Raw genomic sequence first — 22,660 nt, 5'->3', positions numbered from 1 at the left:
CTCCAGAGCATTGGTGTTGAGGAAGCGTCAGAGCGGTGAGCTAGGTGTGGCTCTTGCCAGCTCGAAAGGAATGGGAATCCCGAAATGCTCTCGCAGAGTCTGTCCCCGATATTCTTTGCGAAACAGCCCGCGCTTCTGCAGGATGGGCACCACATTGTCGACAAACGCTTGAGTGCCATCTGTCAGCACGTCGGGAATGATGTTGAAACCATCGACCGCGCCAGCGCGGAACCATGCCTCAATCGAATCCGCGATCTGCTCGGGTGCACCCACGAGCAAGCGATGGCCAAAAGCTTGAACGCTGCTGATGATCTCGCGAACCGTCCGACCTTGACGCACCAGAGTTTCAATCGTGCGATGGTGACCGACAGAAAACGGAACATCATCTGCAGTAGGCAAAATCTCCTCCGGGACCGGCCTTTCGAGACTAAGCTTCTCGACCGCCACGCCCATGCTTCGTGCAAGAGCGGCAACGGCGCGCTCCAGATCGAGCAGTCCGTCCAGTTTTTCTTTGCGACGAGCCGCTTCTTCCTCGGTACCCCCGATACAGGTGACAAGGCCTGGCAGGATGAGCGGAGCCGCAGGGCGGCCGAATTGCCGAGAGAGCGCGCGAAGGCGCCCTGCCTCCTGCAAAGCCGTTGTCAAGTCTCCAGCTGCCGCAAACACGACATCTGCACTGCGGGCACCAAGCCGTAGTCCGGGATCCGAACCACCCGCCTGAACGATGACTGGCTGGCCTTGGGGCGAAGCGGGATGCGTGAGTGGGCCTCGGATGCCGAAACTATTCGTACTGGGGTCGAGCAGGCGGAATTGACTCGCATCTGCGTAAACTCCCGCAGCCTGATCGGCGATGACCATCTCGCCGCTCCAGCTCAGCCAGAGAGCACGGACGGTTTCAACGAAGTCCTCGGCGCGTCTGTATCGATCCGCTCGCCCGAGCTCTCGACCGCCAAAGTTTGCTACCGTCGCCGGGCTCGACGTCGTGACCGCGTTCCACGCAACGCGGCCACCGCTGATGACATCAAGCGATTGGAAGCGCCGAGCGAGATTGTATGGTTCATTGTAGGTTGTCGACGCTGTCGCAATCAGGCCAATTCGCTCCGTTTCACGTGCAATCACAGCGAGAACCAGCGTCGGTTCGAGCCCATTAAGCGGCGGCTGGTGCGTAATGTCGGAACTTATCGCAGGGGTATCGGCCAGAAATACAGCATCCAGCAGACCACGCTCCGCAATCTTCGCAGCGCGGACGTAGTGCTCGATGTCGAAAAAGGCGCTTGGATTTGTGCCCGGCCAGCGCCACGCCGCGAAATGACCACCGGCACCATGAAGATTTAAGCCAAGATGAAGCATGGAGTTACCCGAAGACATCGCAGCCCCTCGTGCGGCGGCCTCTGAGCTGCTTGGTGGGCCTTGTGGACAAGTCGATCTCGGCAGCCAGCCTGCGCTTTCTCGCAAGCTCACCCTGCATGTGCTCCAGGCATTCAACTTGAGTGATGGACAACAAACGGTCGGTTGATGTGAGAAGAATGTCACTAAAGAAGCTTTTGTTAGGTCTTGCGATCTTCTCCGAGCGGGCGCGGCCGAGAAGAGCTTCAATCGCGCTGGTTGCCGATTGGCGCCGACGTGACAGCTTGTTTCCAGCGGCAGGTTGTTTCCACACGAGTACACTCACATCGGCTCTCCAGAATTCATCAAGAAGCCAACTCCTTTTCAGGAAGATGTTTTGGATGGCATTCGCGATCGAAACGTTTGGACTCCCGACCGGGCGAGCAATGATCAAGCTAGAGGATCTTTAGAGGTCCAGACCCCGCAAACGCAATAGTTGAGTATTTCAATCTACTATCGTCTGTTGGCATCCTCTTCTATTTCGAAGCCTATCTTTCCGTCGCTTAACCCAAATGGTCTCTGATCAGGCTCGCCGAAAACGCGCTGCCTGATTGCAGCGGCTTCAATTGGCAGCGCCGGCTTGAAGCGAACGACATCAATTGATGCGTTCGAGAACACACGACAGATTTGGCGCGACATTGTTGATCAACCGCTTGCTGCCCCGTTTGAAAGCGACATCCGATCAATAAGGCCGCGCCAAGCCAACCATCTAATAATGCGGTGAAACATTCCAGATTCTCGATGCCTCCTTAAAGCAACGCTTGGAAGCTGAATTCTCTTCTGCACCACCCGTGCCGCCTACTGCATTCGAGGATGCTACGGACCTTCGGTTGATTATCTTGCAGGCGCCGCATCGTCCTCGCCTTTATCGGTATGACGACCGAGCGCGACTTTGCAAGAATGCCCGTCGTCACAGCTCCTTCTCGTGAGCGCGCCGATACGTGCACGGATTCAGTTACCTTTGGACATAGGCCACCTCAGAGCGTCAAAAATCGCCCGCATCAACGTTCACGAAATCACGCAGTTGGATATTGGAGCGTGTCACTTACCGGCACATGAAGTGGGGCGCCTCTCGCGATGAATCGCGGGCTATCAGCTTCAACAATGCCAGATCGAATCGCCTGCCTAGCGTCGAGGTCTGCGGCCATCATCGGCGAGGGAGATCACGGATGACACGCTCCGCGCCAGCTTGGTGGCCGACCGCCCCCCCGGCGTTCTGACCTAAGCCATCACCGTCCTGCTGCCGTCCTGCCACTAGCAACCGGGGTGCAACCCGCGAGCGCCAAGAGCCGCTTCCTTCGGGCATCGCAGCGGTCAACTGGCCGCTTTGGATCAACCCAGGAATTGGGTGCGGCACCACTTACTCAGTGGTTTAGGAGCAGGCCTCCGCCGCTTTGAATAGCTCAGGCCTTTTTAGCTGTAGGCGTTGCGGGAACCCCGTCCATCACTGGTCTGGGATCTATCGCTACTTTGACTGGAATCGCGTCGGGCCCGGAGGATGGGAAGTAGGAGCCGATACGACCGACTGCGCAGATCGCTCTAGGTCCTTTTGTTCGGCTGCGCCTGCAGGCCACGCCACAAGGCTTTCGCCGCGATATGGTTGTTAGGCGCGACCAACCTTGTGGTGCACGTGTGGCGCATTGGCTGCAAGCGTCAACTCCCCATTTTGTCTTTCCGAGCTGAGGCGCCCGTGCGCCGGTTCGTCGCCGCCGCGGCTTTCATGCGAGCCGAATTGTTCGTGGCCTTGCCAAGTCTAGACGGCAATCCAACGTCTCGCGGCAACCCAGCCCCCATGATATTGTGAGTTTATGCTATTCCGCGCGTGTTGCGGATGCCTGGATCGAAGTAGCATCGCGCACGTCTTGTTGGCGACCAGCGCCCGGCGGGCCCACGCGAATCCTCGCGCCCATCAGCAATCCCAAGAGAGCACAGTGAGCTCCACGCCACGCCGGCGCGGTCACGAGCCCGTTGGCCGCGACCAGATCGGCTGTTCGGACCAGAGCTAGCGTCTCGAGTAACGTTTCAAGGACATCGACTCGCAGCCGATGCAAGCTGGCCTCGGCAGACTTCCTCACGCAGCTCTGGCTCAAAATCTGGAAGAGAAGAAGGAGCTGGTTCCAAGTCAGTCCCACGTATGCCCTCAACACAGCGACCCGTTCGAGAACCAGATCCAATCCAGTTTATAGACATTTGCGCGCGCCTCAGTTGCTGATCCTTATCGGATAACTTTGTCTGAATGATATCGACAGAGGCTACCAAAGGGAGACGGGAATGGACCCATTTGACGACGTCAACCCATGCGCGGCTCAGATGAATTACGTCGAGCCGCGACAGGAGACAGCGCAAGCAGCGCAGCGGCTTAGAGAACCACAGCCAATCCTCCCAACATCAGCTTCACCCCGGGGCTGGATCGACGCGGACTGCAACGGATGGCAATAAGAGAGCGCAGGCTATCCAGGAGAACGAACGGTGCGCAGCTGCATCCTTTGTGAGAACGCGCGCTCAGGTGCCGCAACGCTGACCTGCGCGAATATTGCGGAACTCGAAGAGAAATCGAACTCGCTGCGCAAAGATCAGCACAATGGTCAAGAGCGACTGGCCGTCAGCCGACGGCGTCGATAGTGGCCGCCTCTACGACGACGTGGTGGCATCTTCGTAGACGGAGCTGCAGCGCTTTCAAGACACGCCAGCCATTGCAAGCCACATGGGTTGGACAGTCAAAGCGCGATGCCCCATTTGCGTTCCATGGCGGCTTTGCGTTACGCGCGCCGCCCCCTGGAATATCTGGGGAGGCCAACGACTTGATCTGGGTCGCGCAGAGGCAGAGCACATGAGGGGCGATATTTGTATCACTGTCCGAGGAGGCCTCACAACTGCTCCTTTCGCCGGACGACGACAACGAGTATGGCGCCAAAGCAATCGCGGAAACGCGAATGAGCTGCACAGCTACACGGTGCCGAGGGCCCACTTGGACGGCCGAAGAGATCGTCAGTATTGTTGAGGACGGGCACGAGAATGATGAACCCAATCGGGCTTGGGTGAGCGATACCCAACTGAGGAGCGCGAGGTACTGTTTCTGGGCGGAAATCTAGCTGACTATCGGACCGCTAGCGCATCGAATCCATACAGAAAGTTAGGGACAAAAGGCTGAGGGTAGAGGCTCCGCAGTTGTCTTTTCCGATGCTCGGAAAAATCGAAAGCAGCGTTCGCGCCATCTATAACACTCCGGTCCGACTGGCCGGGGGGCTGGCCGCGTACTGCACTTGGACAATCAGAGTTTCAGACGAAAGCTGTACCGTCTTTAAATTCGCCGCACTTGTCGTCAGGTTGGAAAAGCCACTTGCCCGCCATCATTCATTCTATCTTTCCGCCCGGCCACGTCAGGTTTTGGAAAGCTAACGTGAGTAGCGAAAGAACGAGGAAGCGACGCCAGTGGACTGCACCATGGACCGATACAACGCGATCAACCCAGCCGATAAAGATTCCGCTGCGTCGGATACCACCGTGGAGCAGCCGCAACCACCGCAAGCGGTGTTTGAGCAACACTTGGGAGAGGTGCGACAGCTCGGCCCGATATATTCCCATAGCGATCTTTATGTCATCACTGAAGAAGACGATCGCCTCATCCAATCAGCGTCTGGTGCTGCCCTTGACCGAGGGCCACCGCCGAATGCGACCACCATCGAAATTTACGACCGTCGGCTTCGGAAATTGGCTGAGGCGCTGAAGCAGTCTGGTCAGTCGATTGCTGAGCTCGATGACGATACGTTGCTTGACCGCTCCAAGAAGCTACTGCCAAAAGACAAGGTCATCGCCCCTGCATTGTCAATGGTTAGTAGGTTCCGTGAGCCCAGCGACACCGCTCCGGCCCCTACAACACATTATCGTCCGTCCAAGGAAGACGCGAGCCTCATCAGAAAGGCCACCGAGGCGGGCTTTGGTCGAGCACTCGATGCAAAAACCGCCGCAAATTATGCTAGCAGTCTTCGGAAGCTAGCGGCAGCACTGCGACCTTTGTCAATTGCTAAGCTCAGTCACAAAGCGCTGCTCGGCCATGCCGACGCTTTGTTTCCGAAGGACAAGAAACTCATCTACTCGTTGAACAGGCTGAGTGACTACCGCCGGATCGCCGGGCAGGACGATTCGGGGGCGCACGGAGGCAACTCGCGCCAGCCAATACAGCCGGACGCCGATTTGCCCGTGCAGCTTTTCGATCATGAGCAGCCTTTGGGGAACGCTGCGGACCAAGGCGGCTCATTGCCGGCCCACGGTTTCAATGCTACGCAGGTTTGGGAGGGAACGGGTTTAACCCTTCATTCTCCCGTGCAATGTGTCGCCCAGGATGTGCTTTTCGACGCTGTGCACCGAAGCGAAGTGCCTCCACGTGCCAGCTTCGATGCGCCGATACTTTGGCGGGGAATGAGTGCCGCCTCCTCGCCCGTGCAGAGTTTTGCTCAGGAAGCGCTTTTCGATGCCGCGGATCGCGAGGGCCTGCTGCCAGCGACATCCTTCGATGCACCAGTGCTTTGGCCAACCACGCGTTCAGTCACCCACTCGCCCGTGCAAAGTGTCGCCCAGGAAGAGCTTTTCGATGCCGCGGATCGCGAGCGCCTACTGCCAGCTGTGCCCTTTAATGCACCGGTGCTTTGGCCAACAACGAGTTCAGTGACCCACTCGCCCGTGCAAAGTATCGTCCAGGAAGAGCTTTTCGATGCCGCGGATCGAGACGGGTCTGCGCCTGCTGTCGATCTGGATGCATCCAAGTTATGGAAGGCAATGGGGTCGCCCCTCCAAAGCGTCGGCCGAGCGGATCCTTTCGATGCCGTGATCTGGCAGCCCGGCTCACGGTCGCAGAATCCCGCCTCTGAAGAAGACTTTGGGAGGATGATGCATCAAGATGGGGCGACCCCGGCAACACGTGATACGATGTCCGCCGCAGCCGGCGAGAGCTTTGATGCCTCTTTGGCCGTTCCCGAAGATTTCTCCCATGGCACCCAGGCCGCGCCGGATATGATGCGCTCCAGGCTCAGCCGCTGGGGTCTGTTGCCGGATGCAGCACAGCGGGTAAAGACCTACGATATTCACGGTGAACGCTATGCGGCCGTGCTAGGACCGCGTGGGCGCAATGATGTTCAGCTCATCCATCTGCGGTCTCCTGCTATCGGCGATACGTTTGATGTTTCGTTCGCCGTGCCCAAGGATTTTTCGCATGGCACCCAGTTGGCCCCCGAAATGTTGCTTTCCACGTTGGGCAAGTGGGACTTCTTGCCTAATGGAGCACATCCGGTCATGAACTATGAGATTGGCGGCGATCGCTACACGGCCGTGTTGGGACCGAGAGGATCCAAGGACGTTCAACTCATTCATCACCCAAGGCTCGCTTTGCCGGGTGAAGCTGCGCTGGTAACGCCGACGGCTCCCCCGCATGCCTACGGCGGCCTTGCACCTGGGTTTAGTCCGCTCTCCTCGTTCGAATTGCGAAAGGACGCTCCTTTGGCGCTGGCGCCAAACATTCCACTGCCGTCTGCCGCACCGGGATCGGGCCATCAGCCGTCCCCGCAAGTGCCGGAACTCGGAGAGTTGTTCGGCGACGACTGGAGGCACGGCCCCCAAGAGGCTTCGCCTGTCGTGATCGACATGCTCCAAAACCTGGGCCTTCTGCCGAGCCAGGAGGTCCCAATGACCCGTTTTCTGATCCACAGTCAGCCCTACACGGCCGAAAGCCTACCCGGTGGCCGCGTTCTTCTCTTCCATCGGCCGCAATTTGGCTGAACGAGGTGCTCGTCGGCACCTCGGGCAGCTGCTCAAGCTCCCGGAACCACGTCGGATCGTTTGCTTTCAGAGAAATTGGAACTGCGTCCGAAAGACAGTTTAAGCGGCGAGCAAACCCCACAGCGGCGAGGCCCAGCATGATCTAAAGCGGGATGGTTCAATCACGTTGTGGCCGCATTCGGCAGCACGGAAGTTCCGGTGAAAGGGCCCCAAAAGACGCGGGATGCAAGATACGAGCGCATCGTGGGGTGGGCAAGGGTCGCGCGTCATCATCGCGGGCGCCGCTTGATCGGATTGGAAACAATGCCCTCACAAGGACCGCGGACAGCGTGCGGACGTACCTTGGCGAGCCAATCTGGAGCGCTCAACTGAGAGGCCTTGGCTCCAACCCAAACACGATAGCCTGAACCGCCGATCTTCCAATCACTGAGATCGAACCGAGATCGACGGCCCTCATAAGTTACCTTGATCGAACTGCGGCAAGTTCGTGCCACTCGATGTCTCCCCGACGAAAAGACGGCCAGAAACACTCTGGCCGTTCCTGACGATCGAAACGATCCGTGTCATGGCTTGGGAAGATGTCCACACGATTAAAGGATCAAGTCTTCGAAGGGCATCCCCTGCCCTGTGCTCTTCGTTACCAGATGAACTTTGCGCCATCCGGCAGTTCGCAGATGAATTCGCCCTGGTTCACGAGTTCGGTGGTCCCGACGACGAGCTTCGAGGCTCGCACCGTCAGCTTGCCTTCGCGGCTGAGGCTATGGCGGATGTACTCGGTCACGGCATGTCCGGAGCTGTCGACCGTTTGGTGCGCATTGGCGAAGCTGATGCCGTTCTGGGCGGTCACCCTGAAGGCATTGATGACCAGACCGGCCTGCGTCGCCGACGCAGGCTTGCCAGCCTCCGCGGTGGTACAGCGGCTCATGTCCAGTATGAGCTTCACATTCTTGCCGGCCTGCAGGGCATTGAGCACCTCGATGTATTTCGGCGAGGGCTCATCGGCTCTCGCCAGAGCGCTCGCGCTCGCGGCCGAAAGCAAGGACAACAGGATCGTCAGTCCTATGCCAGTAAACTTCATATGCTCTTCTCCCTCGATTAAGTACCACAGATCTCGTTTTTCAAGACGTCGTGCTTGCAAACCGCTTGGCTGATTCCACACATCAAGCGCGCTCTCGCCCGCGACAAAAACATCCTGTCGCAACCAAGCGCAAGTAGTTGTGATGGCTATTCCGACATCACAACCTCGTATGTCAGGTTTGCGGAAGTGGCTTAGCCTCGCGCGACGTCAACTAGAACTATCTGATCGAGCGTGGGCCGCTTGGAAACACAAAACGGCAACCGGTCGCGCTCCTCCATTGCAGGCCCAACGACCGAAAGCATGCAATTCTCACATCTGCATAAAGTAGACGATCTACGAAAGAACACTTCGACCGGCCGCATGCGCCAGCTTGTCCATCTTGATAGCTGTGCAAGGACTGTCTGCCATAGACGACGTGTCCGCAATGAGGTGGCGGAGCGAACCTGACGCGGTGGTCGGATCAAGCTCAGTCAAGGCACCCGATCCCGGCCTAGTCGAAACAGCAATACCAAAAGTCACAACGCGGCACCGACTGTTGATCCGTCGCTTTGCGCGGCTTCCGTCCAGCTGACCGCTCGCCACATGACTGAATCCATTCGGCATCCCTGAAAGGCTAAAGCTAAATGGCTTCGTTCCTGGTCAGTCAGCTTCTCGAAAGCTGCACCTGCAACAATCTACGCCGACAGCCGGCACTCGAAGGGAGAGAGATATGAATGTTGATCCACGGAGTGCGGCAGACACTCCCTTTCAGGTTCACGGCGCGCTGCAGCACGCGCACGGCGTCGACTGTCCGGACGAGCTTAGCGCCCAGACCGGCGCACCAGTAAGAAAGCTTTGAGCAAGCAGCTGAATGACTTGGATCTAGACGACTTAGATTCGGTCTTCCCCCGACGTCGGATTCAGTCTCCTTAGCGGAAAATTCCGCGACTGCCACGTCCTCGTCTGCGCCAAACGAGGTGGCCCCGGAAACCAGTCGCTATCCAGCCTCATCATTTGTCAGCGCGCGCGCTCAGCTTGCCGCGACACTGACAGGTGCCACTCTTGAAGCGCTTCGGAACGAGATCGACCTTGCCGAACAGCAAGCAGCACATTGGTGATCGGCTACCGCAGCTCCCGTCGATCGGGACCGCCTATTCGACGAGGTGATGGGGTCGTCATATGTCACACTGCAGCGTTTTCAGAATCAGGACAATGATTGCAAGCCGCGCATGGAAGAAAAACCGAGCGCTATATCGCATGTCCGCAACACGGCTCGGGATCATTCCTCCCTTGGAGATCCTCTGGATCAGTATCCTATGAACCGAGCGCGCCAAGCTGGCTGGCATATGCGCGGCAAAGACAACAGCATCACCCTTCGTATCGTTGGTCGAGGATCCGGCAAAACTCGCCGTTTCTCGCGATCCTTGGGCGAGAGCGATCGCCAACAATGTGGACGCGCTACATCCCCTACCGAAGCCAACTGTCTGGACCCCCGACGACGTGCTGAGTAGCATTGGGCTTGGAATGAATGCCGAAGATCAGGACAACATCGATGAGGAGGTCGATTCGATGTGCTCACTGGGCAGAACGCCAACCCGAGAAACCGAGCGCCTGTTCCTGGGCGGCAATTTGGAAAGCTACCGGACCGCTAGCGAAGCAACTCCCTACAAGCGCGAGAGTAATGAGTAGATGGTCTGTCGACTGCACCATTTGAGAGGTTCGTTGGCGTTCAAGCACCAAAACACCCCCCAACGAAGAATTGCAAAACGGCGCACCAGCTCCGCCTCACGCACAACAGCTTGAGCATATTTAGCCGCGTGATCGATGGCCCGATCAATTCGCCGATCGAGCGTTACAGCGGTTGAGGGCAGCGACGGAAGATACACCCCCGACGGTTGGGAGGACGCCGGACCATCCTCTCTCCCCTGCCCGCTCGTTAAAGCATTCTGGCATCTTGGATGCGTTGTGACATCGCCCGGCATCAATTTGTTAGCCGCCCCCACGGCTGGCCGGCGGCTTTGGTGAGGTAAGCCGCTGAACGCTCCCCGCCTTAGCTAGCTCGGCCTGACATTAACCGCGCGGTCAACCAACGGGTCTTTTGGCCGCAATCGTATCAGGTATTCACTCGTCCGCAGCAAGCGGCGTTGTTGCAGTACGGCCGATCCGCCACCTGGATGCGTTCCATCAAAACAATCGATTTTGCCGAGCACGCCTAAAAGCCCCATAGTCGATCGCAATGTATGGAGGCCGCATTCAAGATGACGTCTGGCAATCGATTCTCTCCTCGGTCCCTTGCTGAACAACTTGGCTCGCGCGATCGGCCGTCTGCATCTCGGACCTTAGCTCCTGTCGTCATTTGGACGCATCCCGCGCCTTGCCACGGTCTTCCCGCTAGATTGCCACGTATGAGGCGGATCGGATCGCCCGATCGTGGAGTCGTGGCTTACCCAAAGCTTGGTAAGAACGACCGCCTTTTCGGACATTTCAAAGGGTTTCTGGCGCCACCTTCCTCACGACGTTGGACAGAGCGAGACCGACCGCCACGCGCAGGTCGACGGCGTGGCCGAACTGTGTCGTCGTTGCCTCACAACGATTCGGAGTTTGAGGGCACTGCTACAAGGGGCCTTTAAAGGCACTTGTATCGCACCCAGCGTCAGATTGTAGGATTTCCGACAGTGTCGCGACAGAATCCGCTCGCGTGAACTCTTCCTGACAGGTAGCAACAATTGCGAACGTCTCAGAACCTCAATGCTCGGCCGATCGGCCTCGTCGCACTATTCGACTGCTCCCCTTCAGAGCTTGCGTCGTTTATCTGCTCTGTAAGCGCAGGACGCAGCGCCCTCCTCGCAGCCAGACCAGGATCCAGCGCACGAGAACAACGCGGGCAATCGCTATTTCGCCTGTGCCGACTACAGGTCGAGTCCAAGCTCGAGATTAGATCATTCTTGCGCCGTTCCCCCTGTCTGACGAAAGGGAGGCGGCGTAACCACCTTAGACAATGCGCGACAGCAACACCGGACTCAATTTGTCGTTCGTTGGCAGCATTCGCTCGACTGCGGCGGAGAACGTCTCCGGAGCGACCGAACTTCGGGACAGTTGACGTCTTGCTCGGCTATCACCGGCTATCGAGAAGATGTCTATCCCCGCCGATGTCGCGTTTCGTCGCGCATCTCGGCCTTTTCCAGCCATAGGTCGATGCATAACGCGTGAAGTGTCTTCAAACGCGGAAAACTTGCGTTGTCGTGACTTGACGACACTACGGGCTCAACAGCCTTGCAGGACTGACCGCGGTCAAGGCGAACTTGGGGAGTTACCAATGTCGGTTTCGCAAGTCTGTTCGGAGGCAAATACAGCCGCTCTCGCCTGCGCTTTCGTTTCGTTTGGGCGGTTTGGCACGATCGCTACTGCAGGCGCTCGTGTAGTGCATGCAGGCACGGCTATGCTCGGCCTACAGATGCATAAGCGCGCGGCCAGGACTCTCAGCTTCGTGAGAGATTGCAGAGCTCTTGCCTGCGTAAGGGAGACTTTGAGCCGCGTCCCCCCGCGCAGGCGATCCGCCGCAGGCCGCCACCTATCCGATGACGATGGATGCGCAGACATGGGTCGCCTGCCAACCACGTCTTGCGTGTCGTTTAGGCCTTTTCGAATTCACGCCAAAGCGGCAGCCTCTGGGTTCCGCCGAATCTCATGGTCAGCGTGGCACGCTCAAGTCCTGCCGAGGATGGACGAGAGGCAATGAATGCGAATTCTCCTGGTTGATCATCATGCGGACTTTGCCCGCGACGTGAAGGAAGCGCTCTTAAAATGTGGCTTCGCCCTCGACGTGACACGCACGCTGGATGAGGCGGCGGTCGCGCTCGATTGCGCGAACTACCACATGGTCCTACTCGAATCGGCTTTGCCCGATGGAGACGGATTGGACTGGCTGAAGCAGTTGCGGCGCGAGGGACGATCAATGCCGGCTATGATGATGAGCAGTCTCAATGATCTTAGCCGGCGGATTGCGATCTTCAATGCGGGCGCGGATGATTTTCTGCCCAAGCCCGTGTCTATCGACGAACTCATTGCCCGCATGCGAGCTATTTTGCGACGGTCAACGCAAATGATGGCGCCTGTTGTGACATTCGGGAATCTGCATTTCGATCCGATCGCGAGACAAGTCTCGATCGGTGGTCGAATACTGAGAATTGCACGCCGCGAAGTGTGCATTCTTGAACATCTGCTCAACCGCGCGGGCCGTACCGTGCCGCGCGCATCCCTCGAAGATAGCTTGTATGCATTTGACGATGAGGTCTCGACCAATGCGCTGGAAGTCGGGATTTATCGCTTACGCACGCACTTGAGCCAAGCGGGTGCAACGCTGAGGATCAAGACCGCGCGCGGTGTCGGTTACACCCTCGAACTCATCGGCGTAGCATCGGCTGCCTAGCCGATCGAACTTGAAAGCAGCACTCCCTTGAACGTGGTTAACAATGACGCCGGCGAGCCGCCGATGGTCGCCAGCGGCTCGCACTATGCGGCTTTTCCCCGCCTCTGCTACGTCCTGTGCGCACTCGCTCTGCTATTTCCGCTTGCTGTCACAGCTCAGACAAAGCGGGATGGCAGAGGGGAACCGCCACGTGCGGCGCCTGGCAGCACCACGGGCACGATCAACCTTACCTCCTCACAGGGCAAGACAGTTCATCTGACCGGGCCGGCTGCGAGCATTTTTATAGCCGACCCGGCGATTGCGGATTATCAGGCGCCATCGAACACCACGATTTTCGTGTTTGGCAAAAAGGCCGGACGGACGAGCCTGTTTGCCCTGAACGACAACGGAGAGGCTCTCGCCGAGCTGCGTGTTGTCGTCACTCAACCGATCGAGGATCTGCGGGCCGCGCTTAAGGCCGAGGTCGGGGACTATCCAATTCAGGTCAGCTATACCCCGCGCGGCGCGATCCTTAGCGGTACTGCGCCTAATGCCGATGTGGTCGAGACCGCCAGGAAGGTCACTGAGCAGTTTCTTGGCGCGGGCGCGCTGGTGGTCAACAAGATCCAGGTCGCCGGCTCATTGCAGGTAAATCTCAGCGTACGGGTGGCAGAAGTCTCCCGCAGCGCCGTCAAGGATCTCAACATCAACTTCACGGCCTCGAGCCCAAACGGCGCTTTCCTTGTGACCGGCAAAGGGGGCGGGTCCGGCGCGGCCGGCGGCGGCGGCACGATCGGGATTGGGTTTAGCGCCGGCAATACCAACCTGAGCGCTGTTCTCGACGCTCTCGCGAGCGAGCACCTCGCCTCAATCCTGGCTGAGCCGAATCTAACGGCCATGTCCGGCGAAGCCGCAAGCTTCCTCGCCGGCGGCGAATTCCCCATTCCGGTGATGCAGGACAACCGGCAGGTTTCCGTCCAATTTCGCCAGTTCGGCGTGAGCCTCGAGTTCGTTCCGACGGTTCTCAACAATAATCAGATCAATGTCCGTGTGAAGCCCGAAGTCAGCGAATTGTCGAGCGAAGGCGAAGTCAAAATAAATGGCATGGCGGTCCCTGCCCTCTCGACTCGGCGGGCGAGCACCGTGGTCGAGCTCGCCAGCGGTCAGAGCTTTGCGATCGGCGGCCTCATCAGGCGCAACTTCAACACTGATATCGGCGAGTTTCCCTGGCTCGGCGATGTGCCGATCCTGGGCGCGCTTTTTCGCTCCTCATCGTTTCAAAAACGTGAAACCGAGCTGGTCATTATTGTCACGCCCTACATCGTGCGGCCCGGACCGAATCCGAACCGGATGAGTGCGCCGAGCGACCGCATCTCACCGCCCTCAGACGCGGGGCGGATTTTGACGAACACGGTGGCCCGGCCGCCGCGAGAGCGCGATGCGCCTCGCGCCAGCGCACCAGGATTGACCGGCAGCGCCGGCTTTATTATCGAATGAGGTTCGCCAAATGACTTTGCGACATCTGTGCTACCCGATCGTTATTGGAGCAACATTGGGGGGCTGCGCAATTACTGCTTCGATCCAGCCCGCGCCGGCTGACCAAGAGATCCAGGTCGAGCAGAAGAGTAGCGTGCTGTTCCTGCAGAGCCTTCGTGGTTCCGAACGGCATCGGCTGCGAAGCTTCATTGCAGCGACCAGTCGCGGCCGGCTGGATGCCCTCCATGTGGGCGTCATCGGCCCACCTAGACTCATTGCACAGGTGGCCCACGAGGCTCGCGCAATGGGCGTTGCCACCTACAACATCCGCCTGTCCGCTTCTCGTGTGGATTTTCCGGCTCGTTCCGGGGTGAGGATCGAAGCGATCACTTTCGAAGCCCATCCTCCGCTCTGCCCCTCGCTCTCCATCGTCGGTCCTACAGTGAACGACAATTCGTTCAATCCAACCCTTGGCTGCTCAGTCCGGCATAATCTTGCGGTCATGGTCAATGAACCTGGCGACTTGTTAGGCAATGGCGCTGTCATGCCGACCAGTGGTGATCGTGCAGTGCTTCCCATCATCGCACGTGGGGCCACGTCGGCGGGCAACAGGAGCAATTTGGCGGATGAAACGCATAACAGGGTTGCGCCAGAAACCCAATAGGCGGCTCGTAAGACCCGAGCAGCATGAACGTCGGTTGGCCATTCTTGTCCATATCAGTCTTGGAATCGGCGACGAGCCTCCTGGAATCCAATCTTTGCTCGTCCTTTTCTTGGGATCGTGCAGCTTGCAGATCAGGTTCTGGGACAGTTAGGTCGTTGACTAGAGATTTGAGCGAATCGCTGTTTTGCGCGACGCTAAACTAGGCCGGCGGCAAAGACTGCCTTCGCAACCCTCTCGAAACACTCCATCGGAACGGCCTTGCCCATCGCACCTTTTCGGATCAGCTGACGCGCCAACACATGATCCTCGACAATGCTCAGACGTTGGGCGCGCGCCTCCGCCAGTAACTGTGAAGCCGTCTCGCCCTCGCCGCGGCACACCAGTACCGGGACGCCGGTCTCGCCCCGAACGTAGCGCAGCCCAATCAATGTCGCTCGCCCCGTCAGTATCACTGTCGCCCGATGGATGCCGAGCGGAGACTCGTTCGCCGACTCCCGGCGGAGCCTGCGGTGTTCACCCTTGATCTGCGGATTACCATCCTGTTCCTTGGACTCGCGCTTGGCTTCGCTCTGCGTCATGCGCATGTCGCGCAAGAACAACCAACGCTGAATGAGCAGATCGGCCAAGCCGCCAATCAGAAGAGCGCCGGCAGCAATCGCGATCAGCACTTTGAGCTCTTTAAAGACAAAACCAAAGCAGCTCAAATCGCACACGGGCAAGTATACCAGTGCCCTCCAACTTGCGAGCACAGTGAAAACGAACGTAGCGCCAAGAACCAACACCTTGACGATAGACTTTCCAAGCTCGACAACCGACCGCTGGGAGAAAATCCGCTTCAGCCCTTTGACGGGGTCCAATTTTTCAAAGCTGGGTTTAAGCGGCTCAACCGAAATAGTCAGCCCGCCGCCGGCCAAGACACCGGCCAAAATCGCCGCAACAACCGCCGCACCTAGGATGGGAGCCGCGGCTGTTATAGAAAGGTCCATCAATCCGACCAACGCCTGCCGGGCCGCACTGTTGAAGGGCTGTTCCTGCAGCTTGTCGGTGAGCCGCACGGCTTCGCGCCATCCGTCTTCGATCGGGCCCGCCCTGAAGCACAGGCAGCCGAAACCAGCGCAAAGGCTTGCCGCGGTCACAAAGTCGGCGCTGCGCGGGCTCTGCCCTTTCTTACGCGCGTCCCTCAGCTTCTTGTGACTTGGTGGAAGGTTTTTCTCTTCGCTCGTGTCGTTCATTTCAAGAACTTCTCGAGCCACTCTAGCACGCCGTTGAACCGAATGATCTCTGCTTGCATATATTCGATCAGGAAGACGGCGTAGCTGACCATAATGATGCCAAAGGCGGCATTCTTGATGGTCGGAGAGAGATCGCTCAGCTTGATTTGCGGCGCAAAGCGCCCGAGCAGCATGAGGGATACGTCGATCAGAAGCAGCAGAGCCAGCACGGGCCCGGCGACCACGAGGGTCGTATGCATGATATGGTCGAGAAGCCCGATAAACTCCATTGCCCCTTGGTGGGTCAGGGGCGGTAGCAGCCGATACACGGGCCAGATCAGATAACTTCCATAGAGGCATCTGACCATGGTCTGCAGACCTCCTGATACAACGAAGATCGTAACCGCGGCAGTCCCGAGAAAGAGCCCCATCGGGGCGGTTTGACTGCGTGTGGCAGGATCGTCCACCTGGCTGGAGATGCCGCGCTGGGTATCAATGATGTCACCAACGGCCTGGATGCTCCAAAGTGGTATACTAAGCAGAAAACCGAACAGCAGGCCGATAAATATCTCCTTCAAACCGAGGAGCGAGACCGCAAGCATGCGGGTGCCCGGATCTAGTGTCTGCAAGCCGTTCCTGATCTGCATCAAGCAAGGCAATCCAATCACAACCGTCGCGCTTGCGCGGATAATCCCGCCAATATGCGGTCGCGTGAATACCGGAAGAACCAGCATAATGCCGAGGGCCCGGGCCGCGCCAAGTCCGGCCGCAACGACGAACTCGACAGCAGTCTGAATCAGAGTTTGCGTCTCGGTGGGTGACAAGGCATCCATTTGAGCTCAGTTCGTCGTTCCTTCAGCCAATGCAACCGTCGCACTCACGTCGCCATGATGTGAGACGTCAAGAACTGTGCAGATCTCATGTCCCAGCGGTTGCAGAGTGACAGGCCCACAAGGCAGATGACTTCGGCTTCAACCATCCATATGACTACAGCCATCCGGCGCAGAGGTATGACCATTCGATGAGAGCACCGGCGAAATCGCGCCGCTGCGCGGCCTACAAGCCACGCTTCTTCCGCTCTCACCGGCCGCAGCGCGGTTTGGAGATCTGAGGGCCCCAAAGCTTCCATCAATTTCGCAGTCATTGGAGATCGGTCTCGAGCGGCACCTTCATTCGCAGGCTCATTCACCAGAACGCCAGAATCGTGGGGCCGCTTGCAATCAAGGCGGTTCGCCCGTTCACTGCGTCGACAACTCGCCAGGCAATGCATCGAGGACGAGGTCTCAGCAGGTAATTCCGTCGTCGAAGCAAAACCTAAATCGATTGGATAGAACTTCCAAATGGGGTCATTCTCCCTCCGAATATGGCAGGCTCACGGAGCCGAACAGGACAGTTCGGATATTTATCCGTCGCATGCTAGTGAGGCGAGCTTTCGATAAGCTGACGAACTCGCCCTTTTGTGGTTCACAATCAAGGCCGACAAACGCGCTATAGCTAAAACTTAGACAGCCGTGCGTTCCGCGCACTAATACCTCGCTGTGAGCGCGGGGAACTCAGTGAATATATGCTGGGCTTGCTCGATCAGCGGCGCGCTCAGCACCGGAGCAAACAGAACGAGCACGGCGACGACGACGAGGAGCTTCACGGTAAGCGGCAAGGTTTGATCCTGGAGCTGGGTTGCTGCCTGCACGATGCCGATACCCAATCCGGCCACGAGGGCTGCCAGGAGCGGCGGTAGAACCCAGATCATGAACAGGACCAGTGATCGGCTCACGTGGGTGAGGATGCTGGCCTCGTCCATCTCAACTCCCCGGAGATGCGTAGCTTAAGACCAGTCCGTGCATGAGCCGTGACCAGCCGTCGATTGTGACGAACAGAAAAAGCTTGAAAGGAACGGATATCATTGTTGGTGACACCATTGACATGCCCATGGCCATCAGAATTGTCGTCACAATCAGGTCAATTGTGACGAACGGAAGATAGAGAAGGAAACCGATTTCAAACGCACGCTTAAGCTCGGAGATCAAAAAGGACGGCACCAGGATCGCAAAATCATCGGCTGTTGCGTTGCCGCGCATCTCCTCCGACCAGATATGTTCTGTCGACGACAGGAAGAACGTGCGCTGCTCCTCAGTGGTGAACTTCTTGAGGTGGGCGCGTAGCGGCTCGCTGCCCTCCTTGGCGGCGGTCAACCAGTCGTCGGTGGTTTGGTAACGAAGTTGCATATCGGTCACGCGGTTGTATGTTTGCTCGAATACCGGGGCGTCTATGAACACGGTAAGGATCAATGCAGCGCCATACAGAACGATGTTCGGTGGTATCGACTGAGTGCCGAGCGCGTTGCGGATCAGGAAGAGAACGACGGAAACCTTGATGAACGCCGTCGTTGTGACGACTGCGAACGTCAACAGGCCAAGGCCGACGGTCGCCGCAACAAGCGCAAGGATGCTCGGTTGAATGTCAACCATTGACCGCCAACCTGCTACGTAACCGGATGCCCAACGCTTCACCGACACGTACGATGTCGCCGCGGCCGATCAATTGACCGTTGGCGACAATGTCGACCGGACCGTCCAGCTGCCGGCCAAGCTCGAACACGTGCCCCTCGTTGATGCTTCTCAACGTACCCAGCGGGATGGGCCAGCGGCCGCATTCGAACACGAGCGTGATCTCAACACTGTCGATGTCGGCTTCCGAGGGCGGGATTGCTTGCTCCGCTTGGGATCGTATCGTCATATTTGCATACCTTAGAGGATGGGACTGCAGGCGGAATGGTCCCCGAAGGATAAGTCTGTCGCCCGCGACCTGCGCCGGCGCCCACAACTTGTCCGCAGCGAGGATGAGCTGGGCATGGGCAAATGGAATGACGTCGGGCAGCAGTGCGTCGCCGGGCTGTGCTTGACGAAGAAGCCTGACGGGCGCCCGCAGCGCGCCGATCTCTCTCGCAATCACGACCGGCAATTCCGAAGAAATCTTGCCTAAGTCTCGCGGTAATTGGCCGATCAACTCGCCTAACACACGAAACGCAGACGGAACCAGACCGTCAAGTGGCGCGAACAAGAACAGGCGGGCCTTGGCGGCCAGCGGTCCGAAGGTAACGTCAAGCTCCAAATAGGGGTCTTTTGCCGTCGCGTCTTCGATGCGGATCAGCTGCAAATTCCGCGCGAGCATGATCTCTAATCGAGCGAGCCAAGGTTCCAGAGCAAGTTCGAGAAGCAGCGAGCGGGTTGGGTCGGAAGGTAAAGTAAGGCCATACTGGACCACTGAAATCAGCGCCTCGACGAGAAGGCGGGGCAAGGACAAGACAGCGGTCTCGCCTCCGGCGCAAAATACGCAGTCGAGCATCGACATGGCATATGGCTCGGCCTGCCAAACAAGCCGGCTTATACGGATCGATAGCGGCTTATCGCCAAGGCGGCTCTGCAGAACCGTGCGTGGTGCGGCGACCTCGTTGAGCCACGAGACCACACCATGCGACAACTTTACCGCTGGCTGAAATAGTGCGGGTTCACCCACGGCATTTACCGACAGGTTCCACGGGCGCAGTTCGCGACGTGATAAGAGAACGAGCCATCAGGTCGAGCCACCGACCGCTTGGCTGCGCGAACCACCCTGATATCGGAGCAAAACCTCGTCGTCGGCATCGATTTCGGCTGCACACTCCGAACGGGCAGCAGTAGTGCGCCGGACATCGCCCTCAATCTCCTCCCATTTCTGGCTCGCCGCCGAACGCTTGGCCCATATGGTCCGCGCCTCATTCACTGACCGCTGAGCCTGCTCATGCGCGACGCGCGCCTGCTCACGCGCCTGGCGTGCCGATTCGATCTGTGCTGCCAGTCGCCCAAGGACGAGTTGACAGCGACGATCGAGCTCGGTCACCGACATCGTCTTGATCGACGCCAGCTCCTGATAAAGTTCAGCTTCGACCATGGCGCGACGATTCTCCGCGCCTTCAAGATTCTCAGACGCTCGCTGCAGCGCTTCGACCGCAATTCGGCGCCTGGCTTCCATGTTCGACAATTCACGAAGCGCGCTTCGCTCTCTCATGTCTTTCACCAGCCGCAATTTCGACGCTTGCACGAGATTCAGGCCGTCAGACGCGACATCCAAGAAACGGTCTCCTCAAAGCTAGACGGCTCGTCCCGTCCCTGGCGCAAGAATGCGCGCAGTTCCTCGATTGAATCGATTGCCCGATCAGTCAGTGGATCGCTGCCCGGCTTGTATTCACCGACCTTGATCAGGAACTCAGCCTCATTGTAGCGCGAGAGCAGATCGCGGAAGACGGATGCCGCGTTGCGATGTGGACCAGAGGCGACCGCATCCATGACACGACTTCGGCTCGACAGCACGTCGATGGCGGGAAAATGCTCCCGCGAGGCCAGCGCGCGCGAAAGAATGATATGACCATCGAGAATGCCGCGCGACTCCTCGGCGATCGGATCGCCCGTGCCGTCACCCTCGACAAGCACGGTATAGAATGCCGTGATCGAGCCCCGCTCGCCCATACCGGCACGCTCCAACAGACCAGGCAGCAGCGCAAAGACGGAAGGAGGAAAGCCGCGCCGGGTAGGAGGTTCTCCTGCGGCAAGGCCGATTTCGCGCATCGCACGGCTAAAGCGGGTCAGCGAATCCATCATCAGAACGACCTGCAGCCCTTGATCACGAAAATACTCGGCGAGTGCGGTCGCCATATGAGCGCATTGAGCCCGCTCCATTGCCGATCGATCGGATGTCTCAACGACAACGATCGTGCGAGCAAGGGCATCTCCAATATGACGTTCGATGAATTCACGCACCTCGCGTCCACGCTCTCCTATGAGCGCAACCACGGTGACATCTGCGGCCGCGCCTTTTACAATTTGCGACATCAGCGTCGACTTACCGCAACCGGCATCTCCATAGATTCCGATCCGCTGACCTTCGCCACACGTCAGAAGTCCATCCAGCACGCGAACGCCGAGCGGAAACGGCTGCTCGATGCCACGCCGCCTCATCGGGTTGGGCGCCTTGCCGCGGAGCGGACAGGTGTGGACCGTCTTTATCGGCCCCTTGCCATCGAGTGGACGGCCGAAGCTATCGATCACGCGGCCGAGAAGGTCGGGCCCGACTGACACCTCCTGCATGCGCCCGGTCGGGAGCACTTCCGCCCGGTGGGACAAGCCCACCAGATCGCCAATGGGCGTCAGCAACACCCCGTCCGGCAGCAAACCGATGACTTCCGCTTCAAGTGACCATCCGGAAGCATGATCCTGCAAGAGGCAAAGTTCTCCAACGCGGGCTCCCGGCAATACGGCATGGAGCAAGGTGCCGATCGCACGCGTGATCCGTCCCCGCACGGCACGCGTATCGACATCCTTTGCCGCGAATCTTAGAGATGCTATCGCCGCATGCACATCTCCTTCTCCGGCGGATTGATCATGGCCTGATCGTTGCGTCGTCACGGAGCGCTTTCCTGAGAAGATGGATTAAGGCTGAGACGCAATGTGCGGAGCTGCGCGGCAAGTCCTAAATCGACACTGCCGAACTCACTCCACAGAACGCACTGGTCGGGCCCCACGGCCGGGTCCGGATCAATTCTGACTTTCGGCCGACTATCCGTTCCATCGAACGCCACGAATTCATGCCTTAGTGCATCAGCATTCACAGGAGACACGTGAAGGCATACTTCTGCGCTGCCATATCTTTGCTCGATGGCGTGACGAACGGTCCTTACCAACATCTCACCCGGATCAAAGGAGCCCAACAAATCGCTCAATATCTCAATCACGAGCTGTGGCAACTCCCGTTGCAGAACGGCTTTTCGCCGGGCCACATCGGAAGCAGCTCGGGCGATCAGCTGTGCCATTTCGTCCGAGCCTGACCTAAGACCTTCGCAATGGCCGCGCTCCCGCTCCTGCTGATAGGCTTTCCTTGCCCAACTGCGAACCTGCCGCAGATATCGCTCGGCTAGCGCGCGCGTTTGCACCGCATCGTACCAGATACCAAGTTCCGCGGCTGGTATGAGCGGACCAAGCGGCCGTATCCGCGGGCTATCTGGCAAGACTGTTTCGTTGGCCGTCATGCCGCTGGCTTCTCCGTGGCCAAGTGGGCCACCACCAAAGACAGTAACTGACCCGCTGAAGTGTGGTGTTCGGCTGCTGGGGATTCGGCGGTGGTCCCCACAGGTAAGCGGAAAAGAACGCGCACACGGTCAAGCTCTGTTGCGTCCTTGAGCCAAGCACCAAGGCAGGCACATCCGTCATGTTCAATCTGGCTCGCGAGCTTCTGCGGATCGTCAATCGATGTGGTTGCGACGGCGCTGGATAAGTGTCGGATTGCGAAAGCATGAGCTTCCGCACCAATATTTTCGATCAGGATCGCTACATCGTGCTTTGACACAAGCTTGAGCACCGAACGGGCATGCCAGATACTGCCGGCGAGCAGGGCCGCCCGACGCGGATCATGCCCGAGCAGAACGTCCCTACCCCAGTGGGCTCCGTTCGAGACCAGCTCACTGCCCATTAGCAATTCGACCAGTCTTTGCTGCAGTCTCGGAGTCTTCTGCAGCTGCAGCACTGTGGCGGCCGACAGGAGCCCATCAAGATGGCCGGCAAACCTGCCGGGATGAATCAAAGCGGCAAGCTCGCGCAGGCGATCGGAATGCGCGTTGAGTGAATGATTTGGGTCAGTGGATGCCATCGATACGG

17 protein-coding genes are annotated in these 22,660 nt (G+C 58.4%); 5 read left to right on the top strand and 12 right to left on the bottom strand.

What is annotated here, in order from left to right; genetic code table 11:
* Window positions 1-27 precede the first annotated feature (27 nt).
* Entirely contained in the window at window positions 28-1,368 is a 1,341-nt protein-coding gene (locus tag GGD67_RS13115) for an NtaA/DmoA family FMN-dependent monooxygenase (RefSeq protein WP_179733275.1), read from the bottom strand.
* Window positions 1,355-1,780 carry a hypothetical protein gene (locus GGD67_RS13110; RefSeq protein ID WP_179733268.1) on the bottom strand — a complete coding sequence of 142 codons (426 nt, stop codon included), beginning with the start codon at window positions 1,778-1,780 and terminating at the stop codon, window positions 1,355-1,357. The genes GGD67_RS13115 and GGD67_RS13110 overlap by 14 nt, the downstream gene beginning before the upstream one ends.
* A gap of 3,050 nt (window positions 1,781-4,830) precedes the next feature.
* Between GGD67_RS13110 and GGD67_RS13105 the strand changes: the two genes are divergently transcribed.
* Window positions 4,831-7,158: a hypothetical protein gene (locus GGD67_RS13105; RefSeq protein ID WP_179733266.1), complete on the top strand. Its 2,328-nt coding sequence runs from the start codon at window positions 4,831-4,833 to the stop codon at window positions 7,156-7,158.
* 637 nt (window positions 7,159-7,795) lie between these two features.
* On the opposite strand, the gene GGD67_RS13100 is transcribed toward GGD67_RS13105, so the two are convergent.
* Complete coding sequence (locus GGD67_RS13100; protein WP_179733264.1) at window positions 7,796-8,236, bottom strand: VirK family protein; 441 nt, start codon at window positions 8,234-8,236, stop codon at window positions 7,796-7,798.
* 1,503 nt (window positions 8,237-9,739) lie between these two features.
* Here GGD67_RS13100 and GGD67_RS39240 point away from each other — a divergent pair.
* The 4 genes from GGD67_RS39240 (at window position 9,740) to GGD67_RS13080 (ending at window position 14,763) form a co-directional block, all read left to right on the top strand.
* Window positions 9,740-9,904: a hypothetical protein gene (locus GGD67_RS39240; protein ID WP_246790773.1), complete on the top strand. Its 165-nt coding sequence runs from the start codon at window positions 9,740-9,742 to the stop codon at window positions 9,902-9,904.
* Between the two features lie 2,050 nt (window positions 9,905-11,954).
* Entirely contained in the window at window positions 11,955-12,644 is a 690-nt protein-coding gene (locus GGD67_RS13090) for a response regulator transcription factor (RefSeq protein WP_104461805.1), read from the top strand.
* Window positions 12,645-12,671: 27 nt separating this feature from the next.
* Entirely contained in the window at window positions 12,672-14,120 is a 1,449-nt protein-coding gene (locus GGD67_RS13085) for a type II and III secretion system protein family protein (RefSeq protein WP_179733262.1), read from the top strand.
* A 10-nt stretch (window positions 14,121-14,130) separates the two neighbouring features.
* Complete coding sequence (locus GGD67_RS13080) at window positions 14,131-14,763, top strand: CpaD family pilus assembly lipoprotein (RefSeq protein WP_179733261.1); 633 nt, start codon at window positions 14,131-14,133, stop codon at window positions 14,761-14,763.
* A 194-nt stretch (window positions 14,764-14,957) separates the two neighbouring features.
* Here GGD67_RS13080 and GGD67_RS13075 read toward each other — a convergent pair whose 3' ends face one another.
* From GGD67_RS13075 to GGD67_RS13035, 9 genes are all read right to left on the bottom strand, one after another.
* The gene (locus GGD67_RS13075) at window positions 14,958-15,995 is read right to left on the bottom strand and encodes an EscU/YscU/HrcU family type III secretion system export apparatus switch protein (RefSeq protein ID WP_179733259.1); all 1,038 of its coding nucleotides are present in this window, start codon (window positions 15,993-15,995) and stop codon (window positions 14,958-14,960) included.
* Entirely contained in the window at window positions 15,992-16,807 is an 816-nt protein-coding gene (gene sctT, locus GGD67_RS13070; RefSeq protein WP_179733257.1) for a type III secretion system export apparatus subunit SctT, read from the bottom strand. Before sctT ends, GGD67_RS13075 begins: the two co-directional genes overlap by 4 nt.
* 692 nt (window positions 16,808-17,499) lie before the next feature.
* On the bottom strand, window positions 17,500-17,775 hold the full coding sequence (locus tag GGD67_RS13065) for an EscS/YscS/HrcS family type III secretion system export apparatus protein (RefSeq protein WP_050403016.1): 276 nt from the start codon (window positions 17,773-17,775) through the stop codon (window positions 17,500-17,502).
* Between the two features lies 1 nt (window position 17,776).
* The gene (sctR, locus tag GGD67_RS13060) at window positions 17,777-18,442 is read right to left on the bottom strand and encodes a type III secretion system export apparatus subunit SctR (protein WP_104461810.1); all 666 of its coding nucleotides are present in this window, start codon (window positions 18,440-18,442) and stop codon (window positions 17,777-17,779) included.
* Window positions 18,435-19,490: a type III secretion system cytoplasmic ring protein SctQ gene (gene sctQ / locus GGD67_RS13055; RefSeq protein WP_179733255.1), complete on the bottom strand. Its 1,056-nt coding sequence runs from the start codon at window positions 19,488-19,490 to the stop codon at window positions 18,435-18,437. The genes sctR and sctQ overlap by 8 nt, the downstream gene beginning before the upstream one ends.
* Window positions 19,491-19,547: 57 nt before the next feature.
* Window positions 19,548-20,084, bottom strand: a complete 537-nt coding sequence (locus GGD67_RS13050; protein ID WP_179733253.1) for a hypothetical protein — start codon at window positions 20,082-20,084, stop codon at window positions 19,548-19,550.
* The gene (sctN, locus tag GGD67_RS13045; RefSeq protein ID WP_312013679.1) at window positions 20,060-21,415 is read right to left on the bottom strand and encodes a type III secretion system ATPase SctN; all 1,356 of its coding nucleotides are present in this window, start codon (window positions 21,413-21,415) and stop codon (window positions 20,060-20,062) included. The genes GGD67_RS13050 and sctN overlap by 25 nt, the downstream gene beginning before the upstream one ends.
* Window positions 21,412-22,035 (bottom strand): type III secretion system stator protein SctL, encoded by a 624-nt coding sequence (gene sctL, locus GGD67_RS13040; protein WP_179733250.1) that lies wholly within the window; start codon window positions 22,033-22,035, stop codon window positions 21,412-21,414. The genes sctN and sctL overlap by 4 nt, the downstream gene beginning before the upstream one ends.
* The gene (locus GGD67_RS13035; protein ID WP_179733248.1) at window positions 22,032-22,652 is read right to left on the bottom strand and encodes a nodulation protein NolU; all 621 of its coding nucleotides are present in this window, start codon (window positions 22,650-22,652) and stop codon (window positions 22,032-22,034) included. The genes sctL and GGD67_RS13035 overlap by 4 nt, the downstream gene beginning before the upstream one ends.
* Window positions 22,653-22,660 lie beyond the last annotated feature (8 nt).

The organism is Bradyrhizobium sp. IAR9 (assembly GCF_013408065.1).
GTDB lineage: Bacteria > Pseudomonadota > Alphaproteobacteria > Rhizobiales > Xanthobacteraceae > Bradyrhizobium.
The sequence above is the reverse complement of the archived record's forward strand: the minus strand, read 5'-3'. Positions and strand labels throughout refer to the sequence as shown.